We start from the raw sequence: 12,632 nt of genomic DNA on the forward strand, positions 1-12,632 counted from the left end.
GGGGCGAGGGTTCGGCGGGTGTTGGGGTGGGGTTCAGGCAGGGAAGGGAGGAGGGACGGCGGGGTCTGCGAGACTGGGGGCATGTCTCAGTACGGGGAGCCGTTGCACACGATCGTCCACATCAGCGACACGCATTTCCTGGCGGGGGAGAAGCCGCTGTACGGCACCGTCGACACGGATGCGACGCTCACGCAGGCGCTCGTGCAGCTCGAGCGGTCTGGGATCCGGCCCGAGCTGCTCGTGTTCACGGGGGACATCGCCGACCTGGGTGAAGACGACGCATACCGGCGCATCCGGGGCATCGTCGAGCCGGCCGCCGAACGGCTCGGGGCGCGGGTGCTGTGGGTCATGGGCAACCACGACGACCGCGCGCGGCTCCGCGCCGAACTGCTCGACGAGGAGCCGGTCACCGAGCCGGTCGTCACGAGCATCCGGCTCGGCGGTCTCAGGGTGATCGCCCTGGACACGAGCGTTCCGGGCTACCACCACGGCGAGCTATCGGAGGAGCAGCTGCTCTGGCTCCGCGCCGAGCTCGCCCAGCCGGCACCCGAGGGCACGATCGTGGCGCTGCATCACCCGCCGATCCCGACGACGATCCCGCTGATGCCGATCCTCGAACTGCAGCGCCAGCACGAACTCGCCGCGGCGATCGAGGGCACCGACGTCCGCGCGATCCTGGGCGGGCACCTGCACTACTCGACGACGAGCATGTTCGCCGGCGTCCCCGTGTCGGTGGCCGCGGCCACGTGCTACACGATGGATGTCGCGGCGGTCCGCGGTCGCCTCACCGGCCTGGGCGGAGGACAGGCGTTCTCGCTCGTGCACGTCTACGGCGATCGCGTGGTGCACTCGACGGTGCCGATCGGCGACTTCCCGATCGTCTCGGGCTTCGACAACGAGTTCGTCGACCGCGTCTACGCCCTCCCCGAACCTGAACAGCGCGAGGCCTTCTCCCGCCACGTCACCCCGCAGACCTAGCGGAGCCCTGCGCAGAGCCGAATCCTGGCGGCAAGGCCTGAGCGCATGCGCCCGAGCCATGCGGGCGACGCCTGAGCGCATGCGCCCGAGCCGAATCCAGGCCGCGAGACCCAGGCGCATGCGCCCGAGTCATCAGCAGTGGTCGAGACGCAGTGTGGGCACCCGAGCCCCTCTCACGGCGGGGCACCTCGGTGAGGCGCCCCGACGAGGCATGCTGGGGGGATGAAGCTGGCGGAGGCGCGCGCGGGGTACGAGCGGTACCTGCGGCTCGAGCGCGGGTACTCCGCGAACACCGTGCGCAGCTACGGCGCCGACCTCGCCGACCTCGAACGGTTCGCGGCCGAGCGGGGCGCGAGCGACGTCGAGGCACTCGATCTCGCCCTGTACCGCGACTGGCTCTGGGAGGCGTCTCAGCGCGAGCTCGCCAAGTCGACGCTCGCGCGGCGAGCCGCGACCGCGAAGACGTTCTCGGCATGGTTGCGGCGGAGCGGGGCGCTCGAGACGGATCCGGCCGTGCGACTCCGCGCGCCGAAGCCCGACCGGTCGCTGCCGCGCGTGCTCTCCGGAGATTCGATGGACGAACTTCTGGGCTGGCTCAAGACCGCCGCCGCGGAGGGGGAGCCGGGCGCGCTGCGCGATCTGGCCGTCGTGGAGCTGCTGTACGCATCCGCTCTTCGCGTCAGCGAACTCGTGGGCATCGACCTCGACGACCTCGACCTCGATCGGCGCACCGTTCGCGTGGTGGGCAAGGGCTCGAAGGAGCGGATCGTGCCATTCGGACGGCCCGCGCAACTCGCCGTCACGGACTACCTCGGGCGGGGGCGCTCGGCACTGCTCGCGCGGTCCGAGAGCGGGCGGGCGGCTCGCGCCCTCTTCGTCGGCACCCGCGGCGGCAGGCTCGGCACCCGCGCGGTCTACCAGTTCGTCGCGCGGCTGCTCGAGAGCATCCCGGGCAGCGGCCCGGCCGGCCCCCACGCCCTGCGGCACACCGCCGCCACGCACCTGCTCGACGGCGGCGCCGACCTGCGCGCCGTGCAGGAGATGCTCGGCCATGCGAGCCTCGGCACCACCCAGATCTACACGCACGTCACGGTCGAGCGGCTCCGTGCCTCGTACCAGGCGGCCCATCCCAGGGCCTGACCGCCCGAGGCCTGACCGCTCGGGCAGCTCGCCCACCGGCAGCAGCCGAGCCCGCGGGATCCCGCCGATCAGCGCCCGCGGGTTCACATACTCCCCGTCGAGCCGCACCCCGAGGTGCAGGCACCCCGCCCCGCAATGCCCTCCCGACGCCACGGCCCCGATCGACTGCCCCCGGGTCACCGCCGCCCCCACCACGACGGATGCGGTGACCGGCTCCACGCTCGACCGGTAGCCCCCCGGATGCTCGATCGCCACGACGGGCCGGCCACCCACCGAGCCCGCGAACGCGACCACCCCGCCCGCCGGCGCAAGCACCTCGGTGCCCGTGACGACCGCGAGATCGGCACCCCGATGACCGGGCCCGTACCGGGAGGCCGGCGCCCGGTACTCGGCGATCACGACCGACGGAGAGACCGGCCACATCCAGCGCGCGCCGCCGCTCGGGCCGGCATCGGTCGCGGCCAGGCCCAGGCACGCCGACGAGCACATCCCGAGGCACAGCGCCGAGCACAGAAACGACCGCACCAACGGCCACCTCAAAGACCACACCACCCCGACCACAACACCCCACGACCCGCCGACGAGAACCATCCCCCCACCCAACCCGCGAAGACCGCCGAGAAACCGCCCAAAGGCACACTTGTGGATGATCCGTGCCAGGATCGATGCTGTGGGGGAACGGCCGATGATGTCCGCACACCCCGAGATCCGGCAAAGGAGTCCGTCATGACGACGCAGGAAACACGCACCTCGAGCCAGCTCCGGCGGAAGGTCATAGCCCTCTCGATCGCCGCCGCCCTCGGCGGCTTCCTCTTCGGCTTCGACTCCTCTGTGATCAACGGTGCCGTCAAGGCCATCGATGACGACTTCGCCCTCGGCGACCTCCCGCTGCTGTCGGGCTTCGTGGTCGCCTGCGCCCTCCTCGGCTGCGCGGTCGGCGCCTACTTCGCCGGGCGACTCGCCGACCGGATCGGCCGCATCCCGGTCATGCTCATCGGCGCCGGCCTCTTCCTCGTCTCCTCGATCGGCTCCGGCCTCGCGTTCGCGGTCTGGGACCTGATCGCCTGGCGCGTGATCGGCGGCCTCGGCATCGGCATCGCGAGCGTCATCGCACCGGCCTACATCGCCGAGATCGCGCCGAAGGCTGTGCGCGGGTCCCTCGCCAGCCTCCAGCAGCTCGCCATCACACTCGGAATCTTCGCCGCCCTGCTCTCCGACACCCTCCTGCAGGGCGCGGCCGGCGGAGCGAACGAACCCCTCTGGTTCGGCGCCGACGCCTGGCGCTGGATGTTCATCGCCTGCGCCATCCCGGCCCTCGTCTACGGCTTCCTGGCCTGGCGGCTCCCCGAATCCCCGCGCTATCTCGCCGGCAAGGACCGGCGCGACGACGCCCGCAAGGTGCTCGCGAGCGTCATCCCCGAGAGCGAGGTCGACGACGCCCTCGGCGACATCGAGAAGAGCCTCCGCGAAGACCGCGAGAACTCCCGCACCGCGAGCCTCCGCGGCAAGATGTTCGGTCTGCTGCCGGTGGTCTGGGTCGGCATCCTGCTGTCGATGTTCCAGCAGCTGGTCGGCATCAATGTGATCTTCTACTACTCCACCAGCCTCTGGAGCTCGGTCGGCTTCGACACCACGAACTCGGGCACGAGCTTCACGATCTCGGTCGTGACGAGCGTCATCAACGTGCTGGTCACCTTCGTCGCCATCTTCTTCGTGGACAAGATCGGCCGCCGGCCGCTGCTGCTCACCGGATCCGCGGGCATGGTCGTGTCGCTCGGCCTGATGGCCGTCGCCTTCTCGCAGGCCGTGGTGACGGATGGCGGCACCCCGCAGCTCCCCGGCGCGTGGGGCCCGCTGGCCCTGGTCGGTGCGAACCTCTTCGTGATCTTCTTCGGCGCCACCTGGGGTCCGATCGTCTGGGTGCTGCTCGGCGAGATCTTCCCGAACCGGATCCGCGGCAAGGCGCTCGGTATCGCGGCCGCGGCCCAGTGGCTGACGAACTTCGCCATCACCGAGACCTTCCCGGCCCTGTCGAGTTTCTCGCTCGCCTTCACCTACGGGCTGTACACGTTCTTCGCCCTGGTGTCGTTCTTCTTCGTCTTCTTCGCGGTTCCGGAGACGAAGGGGCGTTCGTTGGAGAGCATGGACAGTCTCAAGGTGGTGCGGCGCGGCAGCAAGGCCGCCGTCGACGAGAAGGCCGCCGCCTAGCGCGAAGGCTGCCGCCTAGCGCGAAGCGGCCGGCAGCACCCGAGCGCGGGCAGCTCCAGGCGAGCGCGAACCCCCGCCCACTCGGTGTTATGATTCTCGGAGCACCCCGCATGTCGGGGTGACTTCGCGTGCCCATCAGGCTGCAGCATCCACTCGGTCCCTCTCCGACGACAAGTCGGAACTGGCCGGATGCGCGCCGGGCACCAGGCTCCGCGGCCACCGTCGCGGAATCCAACCGAGAACAGAAGGAGTACGGCCATGGCCGTCGTCACCATCCGCCAGCTGCTCGACAGCGGCGTTCACTTCGGGCACCAGACCCGCCGTTGGAACCCGAAGATGAAGCGCTTCATCTTCACCGAGCGTTCCGGCATCTACATCATCGACCTGCAGCAGTCGCTGGGCTACATCGACAAGGCGTACGACTTCGTCAAGGAGACGGTCGCCCACGGTGGCACCATCCTCTTCGTCGGCACCAAGAAGCAGGCGCAGGAGTCCATCGCCGAGCAGGCGACCCGCGTCGGCCAGCCCTACGTCAACCAGCGCTGGCTCGGTGGCCTCCTCACCAACTTCCAGACGGTGTCGAAGCGACTCGCCCGCATGAAGGAGCTCGAGGAGCTCGACTTCGAGGACACCGCGAAGAGCGGCTTCACGAAGAAGGAACTGCTGATCAAGAAGCGCGAGCTCGACAAGCTGCACAAGTCGCTCGGCGGTATCCGCAACCTGACGAAGACCCCGAGCGCGCTCTGGGTCGTCGACACCAAGAAGGAGCACCTCGCGATCGACGAGGCCAAGAAGCTGGGCATCCCGGTCATCGGCATCCTCGACACGAACTGCGACCCCGACGAGGTCACCTACCCGATCCCGGGTAACGACGACGCCATCCGCTCCGTCGCGCTCCTCACCCGCATCGTCGCCGACGCCGCGGCCGAGGGCCTGATCCAGCGCCACCAGAAGCCGGAAGAGGGCGACGCCCCCGCCGAGCCGCTGGCCGAGTGGGAGCGCGAGCTCCTCCAGGCGTCCGAGACCCCCACCAGCGAGGCCGAGAAGATCGAGGCCGTCGACGGTCTCGTCACCGGTCCGGAGGATGTCGCGGCCGTCGTCGAGGCGATCGACGTGCAGGCTCCCACCGAGGAGAACGACGCCGACGCCGAGGCCGCTGCCGACCTCGCCGAGATCACCGACCCGAGCCTCGTGGTCGAGCACCACGTCGAGTCCGACGCCGAGACCGAGGCGAAGATCGAGGCCGAGGCCACCGACGCCGAGAAGCGTCCCGCCGCCGAGTAGTCGCCCCCGGGCACCGACGAAAAACCCATCTCTCAAGGAGTTTGAACACACATGGCAACAATCAGCCTGGCTGATGTCAAGGCGCTGCGCGAGCAGCTCGGCACCGGCATGGTCGACACCAAGAACGCCCTCGTCGAAGCCGACGGCGACATGGAGAAGGCCGTCGAGATCCTGCGACTCAAGGGTGCGAAGGGCAACGCGAAGCGTGCCGACCGCTCCACGAGCGAGGGCCTCGTCGCCGCCACGCAGGCCGACGGCGCCGCGACGATGATCGAGCTCGCCTGCGAGACCGACTTCGTCGCGAAGGGCGAGAAGTTCATCGCCCTGGCCGACAAGGTGCTGGCCGCGACCGCTGCCGCCGGCGCGTCGACCGTCGAGGAGGCGCTCGCCGCCCCCGCCGACGGCAAGACCGTCGCCGACGTCATCAACGACGAGGCCGCGATCCTCGGTGAGAAGATCGAGCTCCGCCGCATCGTCCGTCTCACGGGCGACGCGTTCGAGATCTACCTGCACAAGACCTCGAAGGACCTGCCCCCGCAGGTCGGCGTGGTCGTGGCGTACACGGGCTCGGACGCCGAGACCGCCCGCTCCATCGCGCAGCACATCTCGTTCGCCGACCCGCAGTACCTCTCCCGCGACGACGTGCCCTCCGAGGCCGTCGAGAAGGAGCGCGCGATCGTCACCGAGATCTCGAAGAACGAGGGCAAGCCCGAAGCGGCTCTGCCCAAGATCGTCGAGGGCCGCGTGCAGGCCTTCTTCAAGCAGGTCGCCCTGCTCGAGCAGGACTACGCGAAGGACAACAAGCTGTCCGTCTCCAAGGTGCTGGCCGACGCCGGCCTGACCGTGACCGGCTTCGCCCGGTTCAAGGTCGGCGCGTAACAGCCGCCCGACGGCACGAAGAACACAATCGAGGATGGGCTCGGGTCGACAGACCCGGGCCCATTCCTCTGCCCGGACGCGGTCGGCGCCCGGGGACGATAGCCTGAACCAGGGCACGACGAAGGGATGCACGACGGATGTCAGAGCCGGTCGCCAAGCGCAGAGTACTTCTCAAACTTTCCGGTGAGGCGTTCGGGGGCGGAGCCCTCGGTGTGAACCCCGACGTGGTCAGCGGCCTCGCTCGCGAGATCGCGGAGGCGGCCAAGGAGGTCGAGGTCGCGATCGTCGTCGGCGGAGGCAACTTCTTCCGGGGAGCCGAGCTCTCCCAGCGCGGGATGGACCGTGGCCGCGCCGACTACATGGGCATGCTGGGCACGGTCATGAACGCCCTGGCCCTGCAGGACTTCCTCGAGCAGGCCGGCGCCGAGACGCGCGTCCAGTCCGCCATCTCGATGACCCAGGTCGCCGAGCCCTACATCCCGCGCCGCGCCATCCGGCACCTCGAGAAGGGCCGCGTCGTGATCTTCGGCGCCGGTGCGGGCCTGCCCTACTTCTCGACCGACACGGTCTCCGCGCAGCGCGCCCTCGAGATCCACGCCGACGAGGTGCTGGTCGCGAAGAACGGCGTCGACGGCGTCTACTCGGCCGACCCGCGCCACGACCCGGGTGCGGTCAAGCTCGACCGCCTCACCTACAACGACGCCCTCGTTCAGGGCCTCAAGGTCGTCGACTCGACGGCGTTCAGCCTCTGCATGGACAACGGGATGCCGATGCACGTGTTCGGCATGGAGCCGGCCGGCAACGTGGCCAAGGCGATCCGCGGCGAGCGGATCGGCACCCTGGTCGCCAACGCGCACTGAACTCGCCCGGAAAAACCGCACCGTCACGCGCCCGGAAACGCGCACTGACTAGAATTGACCACACTGATCCACCGAAGGAGTAGCCCGTGATTGCGGATGTACTGACCGATGCGACCGAGCGGATGAACAAGGCCGTCGAGGTGACCAAGGACGACTTCTCGTCGGTGCGGACGGGCCGGGCCAACCCCGCCCTGTTCCAGAAGATCATGGTTCCGTACTACGGGACGCCGACGCCCCTGGAGCAGCTCGCCTCGCTGCAGAACCAGGAGGCGCGCACCCTGATCGTCACGCCCTACGACAAGAGCGCGCTCCGCGACATCGAGCAGGCCATCCGCGACGTGCCGAACCTCGGCGCCAACCCGACCAACGACGGCAACATCGTGCGCGTCACCCTCCCCGACCTGACGGAGGAGCGCCGCAAGGAGTACGTCAAGATCGTCCGCACGAAGGCGGAGGACGGCAAGGTCTCGGTCCGCAACATCCGTCGCAAGGCGAAGGACGACCTCGACGCCCTGAAGAGCGAGGTCGGCGACGACGACGTGGCTCGCGGCGAGAAGGAGCTCGAGCAGGTCACCAAGGCGCACATCGACGCGATCGACGACGCCCTGAAGCGCAAGGAAGCCGAGCTCCTCGAGGTCTGACCTCGACAGGCCATCCATGAGCGACGACCCGAGGCCCGCCGGCCCTCCGCCCAGCCGGCGTGGGCGGCCGCTCTCGCGCGCCGACATCCAGGCCCAGGTCCGTGCTCGTAAAGAGCAGTTCGACGAGGCGAACGAGAAGATCACCGCGCGCTCCGGGCGCAATCTCGTCTCCGCCATCCTGATCGGCGTCGTGCTCGCCGGTGTGATGGTGCTGAGCCTGGTGGTCTTCAAGCAGATCTTCATGGTGCTGGCGGTCGTGCTGGTCGCCTTCGGCACGCTCGAGTTGGCGACGGCCCTCCGGCACGCGGGCATCCACGTGCCGCGGGTCGCGAGCATGATCGCCGGCGTGGCCCTGGTGCCCGCCTCCTACTACCTGGGGGCGCCCGGCCAGTGGCTGGTGGCGCTCGGTGGGATGCTGCTGGTCGCGCTCTGGCGCCTGGTCGAGGCGGCCGTCTCCCGGCCTCGGCCGACCGCCCGTGCCCTCCTCCGGGACATCGGGGCCGGCACCTTCGTGCAGGTCTACGTCTCGTTCCTCGGCAGCATCGCGGTCTTCCTGGTCGCCAAGGACGGCGGCCAGTGGTGGGTGCTCTCCTTCATCGTCACCGTGGTGCTGGTGGATGTCGGGGCGTACGCCAGCGGGCTCAACTTCGGCAAGCATCCGATGGCCCCCACGATCAGCCCCAAGAAGACCTGGGAGGGGCTCGCCGGCGCCGCCCTCGCGGCGCTCATCGGGGGAGTGCTCCTGGCGATCTTCGCCCTGCACCAGCCCTGGTGGGTGGGCCTCATCTTCGGCGCGGTAATCACCTTCACGGCGACCGTCGGCGACCTCTGCGAATCGCTGCTCAAACGCGACATCGGCATCAAGGACATGAGCACCTGGCTCCCCGGCCACGGCGGCTTCCTCGACCGGCTCGACTCGATCCTGCCCTCGGCCGCCGCCGCGTACGTGCTCTGGGTGATCTTCGCCAGCTGAGGGCGGATGGCACAATAGAGCCGTGAGCGCACCTTTCCCCCGCACCCGCACCTCCACGCTCGGCTACGACGTCGAGGAGGTCGACGACTTCCTCGCGAAGGCGCGGCTGGCCTACGACGAGCGGCTGGCCTCCACGGGCGGCTACGCCCTGACCAGCGAGATGGTGCGGAACACCGCCTTCGGGATGCAGAAGGGCGGCTACTACGCGCCGGCCGTCGACGCGGCCCTCGAGCGCCTCGAAGACGCCTTCGCGCTGCGTGAGCGCGACCGTGCCTACCAGGCCGCCGGAGACGAGGCCTGGTACGCCGAGGCACGCCGGAGGGCGGGGGAGATCCTCGCCCGCCTGGAGCGGCCGGCCGGCCAGAAGTTCGCTCGCGCGGGCTTCCTGCGCGTCGGCTACCACCCGAAGGACGTCGACGCGTTCACCCAGTACCTGATCGAGTACTTCCGCTCCGGTGCCGACGTCACGGTGACGGATGTGCGCACCGTCGTGTTCCGCTCCCGCCGGGGCGGTTACAGCGAGGCCCAGGTGGATGCGGTGCTCGACGCGGTCGTCGACGTCATGCTCGCGGTCCGCTAGCGAGCAACGCGGCGACAAAGAACGCCAGCGCCGACGCCAACGGCCGGACCCTGCATACGCAGCACGCAACATCCTTCCGATCGGGCGCGGATTACCGTCGACCGGTGTCGAATTCGTGCGTCCAGGTTTCGATCTCGTAAAGAAACCTCACCGACGGGCACCCCCGTTTGGGAAGAAGCCCCTTCGTTGTGTTAGCTATACCCACAGCTCACGCGGACTGGGCGCGCAATGGCGCCTGCCCGCCTCGCACCAATCAGGAAGAGGTCATCCGGATATGACGTCCGCATCCCCATTCACCCGGCGCACTCTGGCGATCGTCGCCGGTAGCGCCGTGTTCACGCTCGCGCTGGCCGGCTGCTCCGCCGGTGGCTCGAACGACGCCTCGACGAGCACCGGCGAGGCGATCATCGTCGGCACCACCGACAAGGTCACCACCCTCGACCCGGCCGGCTCGTACGACAACGGCTCGTTCGCCGTGATGAACCAGGTGTTCCCCTTCCTGATGAACACCCCCTACGGCAGCCCGGACGTGGAGCCGGACATCGCCGAGAGCGCCGAGTTCACCGCGCCCACCGAGTACACCGTGAAGCTCAAGGAGGGCCTGACCTTCGCGAACGGCCACGCTCTGACCTCCTCGGACGTGAAGTTCAGCTTCGACCGCGACCTCGCGATCGCCGACCCGAACGGCCCGAGCTCGCTGCTCTACAACCTCGACAGCGTCGACGCGCCGGACGACCTCACGGTGGTCTTCAACCTGAAGAGCCCCGACGACCAGGTCTTCCCGCAGATCCTCTCCAGCCCCGCCGGCCCGATCGTCGACGAAGAGGTCTTCTCGGCCGACTCGATCACGTCCGACGCCGACATCGTCGCCGGTAAGGCCTTCGCCGGCCAGTACACGATCGCCAGCTACGACTTCAACAACCTGATCTCGTACGAGCCCTTCGCCGACTACAAGGGCGTCCTGCCCCCCGCCGAGTCGCCGATCAACGCGAAGTACTACGCCGACTCCTCGAACCTCAAGCTCGACGTGCAGGAGGGCAACATCGACGTGGCGTTCCGCAGCCTCTCGGCCACCGACGTCGACGACCTGTCCTCGAACGACAAGGTGAAGGTCTACGACGGCCCCGGCGGCGAGATCCGCTACATCACCTTCAACTTCGACACCCAGCCCTTCGGTGCCACGACCCCGGATGCGGATGCGGCCAAGGCCACGGCCGTCCGCCAGGCCGTCGCCGACCTGATCGACCGCCAGGAGATCGCCGACCAGGTCTACAAGGGCACCTACACCCCGCTGTACTCCTTCGTGCCCGCGGGCCTCACCGGCGCCACCGAGGTGCTCAAGGAGACCTACGGCGACGGTTCGGGCGGCCCCTCGGTCGAGAAGGCCACGTCGACGCTCGCCGCTGCCGGCATCACCACGCCGATCGAGCTGAACCTGCAGTACAGCCCCGACCACTACGGCCCCTCCTCGGGTGACGAGTACGCGCTGATCAAGAGCCAGCTCGAGACCTCGGGCCTGTTCACGGTCAACCTGCAGTCGACCGAGTGGGTCCAGTACGCGAAGGACCGCACCGCCGACCTGTACCCGGCCTACCAGCTCGGCTGGTTCCCGGACTACTCGGACGCGGACAACTACCTGACGCCGTTCTTCCTCAAGGAGAACTTCCTCGCGAACCACTACGACAACCCTGAGGTCAACGACCTGATCCTCCAGCAGGCGTCGACGGCCGACCCGGCCGCCCGCACCGCGCTGATCGAGGAGATCCAGGCCAAGGTGGCCGCCGACCTGTCGACGGTGCCGTACCTGCAGGGCGCCCAGGTGGCTGTTGCCGGAACCGACGTGAGCGGGATCACCCTCGACGCGTCGTTCAAGTTCCGCTACGCTCCGCTGACCAAGGGCTAGAACACATCCGAGCCGGGTTCCTCCCGGTTCATCCCACGGGGGCGGCCGGTCGACACCGGTCGCCCTTCGTGCGGAACGGCTCCGACTGATAGGCAACGATGACGACAAGTCTGCTTCCGACCGACGCACCGTCGGTGGTCGCTCCGAAACCCAAGAGCGCGGGCGGGGGCCTCGGCCGCTACCTGCTCATCCGGTTCCTCCTGATCTTCCCGACCATCTTCATCCTGGTCACGCTGGTGTTCCTGTTGATGCGCACGATCGGCGACCCGATCACTGCGGCGCAGGGCGGGCGGCTCACCGCCGACCAGCTCGCCGAGCGCATCCACGCCGCCGGCTACGACCGCCCGGTGCTGGTGCAGTACTTCGAGTACCTCGGCCAGGTCTTCACGGGCAACTTCGGCAACACGATCAGCGACAACCGCCCGGTCACCGAGGTGCTCGTGACCTACGGCGGCGCCACCCTCGAGCTCGCGTTCTACGCGCTCATCGTCGCCTTCATCGTCGGCATCCCGCTCGGGATGCTGGCGGCCTACTTCCGCGACCGCTTCCCGGACGCGGTGCTCCGCATCTTCGCCATCCTCTGCTACGCCACCCCGGTGTTCTTCGCCGGTCTGCTGCTGAAGCTGATCTTCTCGGTCTGGCTGCAGTGGCTCCCCGTCGCGGGCCGGGCGTCGACCCGCACCGAGCTGAACATGCAGTCGCTGCCCAACAAGACGGGCATCTACCTGATCGACGCGATCTCGCTCGGCAGCCCGGCCGCGATCGGCGATGTCCTCGCACACGCGGTGCTGCCCGGCATCGCGCTCGGGCTCCTCACCGCCGGGGTCTTCCTCCGGCTGGTGCGCACCAACGTCATCGGCACGCTCGGCACCGACTACGTCGACGCCGCCCGCTCGCGCGGGGTGAGCGAGTTCAGGCTGGTGCGGAAGCACGCCTACAAGCCCGCCCTCATCCCGATCATCACGGTCATCGGCCTGCAGATCGCATTGCTGCTCGGCGGGGCCGTGCTGACCGAGACCACCTTCGAGTGGAAGGGGCTCGGCTTCCAGCTCGCCGCCTACCTCGGGGCCCGCGACTTCGTGGCCGTGCAGGGCATCGTCGCCCTGCTCGCCGTCTTCGTCGCCGTCACGAACTTCGTCGTCGACGTGATCGCGGCGCTCATCGACCCGCGAGTGAGGTACTGATC

At 68.9% G+C, this 12,632-nt stretch carries 11 protein-coding genes and 1 pseudogene; 11 read left to right on the forward strand and 1 reads right to left on the reverse strand.

Annotated elements, in window-relative coordinates; all coding sequences use genetic code 11:
• Positions 1 to 81: 81 nt before the first annotated feature.
• Both HSO01S_RS14105 and HSO01S_RS14110 read left to right on the forward strand, forming a co-directional pair.
• The gene (locus HSO01S_RS14105; RefSeq protein WP_066042626.1) at positions 82 to 978 is read left to right on the forward strand and encodes a phosphodiesterase; all 897 of its coding nucleotides are present in this window, start codon (positions 82 to 84) and stop codon (positions 976 to 978) included.
• A gap of 222 nt (positions 979 to 1,200) precedes the next feature.
• Positions 1,201 to 2,118, forward strand: a complete 918-nt coding sequence (locus tag HSO01S_RS14110) for a tyrosine recombinase XerC (RefSeq protein ID WP_066042629.1) — start codon at positions 1,201 to 1,203, stop codon at positions 2,116 to 2,118.
• Positions 2,119 to 2,208: 90 nt separating this feature from the next.
• On the opposite strand, the pseudogene HSO01S_RS19745 reads toward HSO01S_RS14110, so the two are convergent.
• Positions 2,209 to 2,709 (reverse strand): annotated as a pseudogene (locus HSO01S_RS19745) (murein hydrolase activator EnvC family protein); the annotation flags it as partial.
• Between the two features lie 135 nt (positions 2,710 to 2,844).
• Here HSO01S_RS19745 and HSO01S_RS14115 point away from each other — a divergent pair.
• The 9 genes from HSO01S_RS14115 (at position 2,845) to HSO01S_RS14155 (ending at position 12,630) form a co-directional block, all read left to right on the forward strand.
• Complete coding sequence (locus HSO01S_RS14115; RefSeq protein ID WP_066042632.1) at positions 2,845 to 4,326, forward strand: sugar porter family MFS transporter; 1,482 nt, start codon at positions 2,845 to 2,847, stop codon at positions 4,324 to 4,326.
• A 258-nt stretch (positions 4,327 to 4,584) separates the two neighbouring features.
• The gene (gene rpsB, locus HSO01S_RS14120) at positions 4,585 to 5,610 is read left to right on the forward strand and encodes a 30S ribosomal protein S2 (RefSeq protein ID WP_066042635.1); all 1,026 of its coding nucleotides are present in this window, start codon (positions 4,585 to 4,587) and stop codon (positions 5,608 to 5,610) included.
• A 51-nt stretch (positions 5,611 to 5,661) separates the two neighbouring features.
• Positions 5,662 to 6,489: a translation elongation factor Ts gene (tsf, locus tag HSO01S_RS14125; RefSeq protein WP_066042638.1), complete on the forward strand. Its 828-nt coding sequence runs from the start codon at positions 5,662 to 5,664 to the stop codon at positions 6,487 to 6,489.
• 137 nt (positions 6,490 to 6,626) lie between these two features.
• A complete protein-coding gene (gene pyrH, locus HSO01S_RS14130) occupies positions 6,627 to 7,349 on the forward strand; it encodes a UMP kinase (RefSeq protein ID WP_066042641.1) in 723 nt (240 codons plus the stop codon).
• Between the two features lie 86 nt (positions 7,350 to 7,435).
• Positions 7,436 to 7,990, forward strand: a complete 555-nt coding sequence (frr, locus tag HSO01S_RS14135; protein ID WP_066042644.1) for a ribosome recycling factor — start codon at positions 7,436 to 7,438, stop codon at positions 7,988 to 7,990.
• 16 nt (positions 7,991 to 8,006) lie between these two features.
• Complete coding sequence (locus tag HSO01S_RS14140) at positions 8,007 to 8,963, forward strand: phosphatidate cytidylyltransferase (RefSeq protein WP_084361692.1); 957 nt, start codon at positions 8,007 to 8,009, stop codon at positions 8,961 to 8,963.
• Positions 8,964 to 8,985: 22 nt separating this feature from the next.
• Positions 8,986 to 9,543 carry a DivIVA domain-containing protein gene (locus HSO01S_RS14145; RefSeq protein ID WP_066042647.1) on the forward strand — a complete coding sequence of 186 codons (558 nt, stop codon included), beginning with the start codon at positions 8,986 to 8,988 and terminating at the stop codon, positions 9,541 to 9,543.
• A 274-nt stretch (positions 9,544 to 9,817) separates the two neighbouring features.
• Complete coding sequence (locus HSO01S_RS14150) at positions 9,818 to 11,446, forward strand: ABC transporter substrate-binding protein (protein WP_066042652.1); 1,629 nt, start codon at positions 9,818 to 9,820, stop codon at positions 11,444 to 11,446.
• Positions 11,447 to 11,544: 98 nt separating this feature from the next.
• Positions 11,545 to 12,630 (forward strand): ABC transporter permease, encoded by a 1,086-nt coding sequence (locus tag HSO01S_RS14155; protein ID WP_066042659.1) that lies wholly within the window; start codon positions 11,545 to 11,547, stop codon positions 12,628 to 12,630.
• The last annotated feature ends 2 nt before the right edge of the window (positions 12,631 to 12,632 follow it).

The sequence above is a fragment of the Herbiconiux solani NBRC 106740 genome, from assembly GCF_001571005.1.
GTDB lineage: Bacteria > Actinomycetota > Actinomycetes > Actinomycetales > Microbacteriaceae > Herbiconiux > Herbiconiux solani.

Excerpts from the sequence above, each read along its gene's own strand:
- pyrH (WP_066042641.1), top strand. The coding sequence starts at position 6,627 with ATGTCAGAGCCGGTCGCCAAGCGCAGAGTACTTCTCAAACTTTCCGGT.
- HSO01S_RS14150 (WP_066042652.1), top strand. The coding sequence starts at position 9,818 with ATGACGTCCGCATCCCCATTCACCCGGCGCACTCTGGCGATCGTCGCC.
- tsf (WP_066042638.1), top strand. The coding sequence starts at position 5,662 with ATGGCAACAATCAGCCTGGCTGATGTCAAGGCGCTGCGCGAGCAGCTC.
- HSO01S_RS14155 (WP_066042659.1), top strand. The coding sequence starts at position 11,545 with ATGACGACAAGTCTGCTTCCGACCGACGCACCGTCGGTGGTCGCTCCG.
- HSO01S_RS14105 (WP_066042626.1), top strand. The coding sequence starts at position 82 with ATGTCTCAGTACGGGGAGCCGTTGCACACGATCGTCCACATCAGCGAC.
- rpsB (WP_066042635.1), top strand. The coding sequence starts at position 4,585 with ATGGCCGTCGTCACCATCCGCCAGCTGCTCGACAGCGGCGTTCACTTC.
- HSO01S_RS14110 (WP_066042629.1), top strand. The coding sequence starts at position 1,201 with ATGAAGCTGGCGGAGGCGCGCGCGGGGTACGAGCGGTACCTGCGGCTC.
- HSO01S_RS14115 (WP_066042632.1), top strand. The coding sequence starts at position 2,845 with ATGACGACGCAGGAAACACGCACCTCGAGCCAGCTCCGGCGGAAGGTC.
- HSO01S_RS14140 (WP_084361692.1), top strand. The coding sequence starts at position 8,007 with ATGAGCGACGACCCGAGGCCCGCCGGCCCTCCGCCCAGCCGGCGTGGG.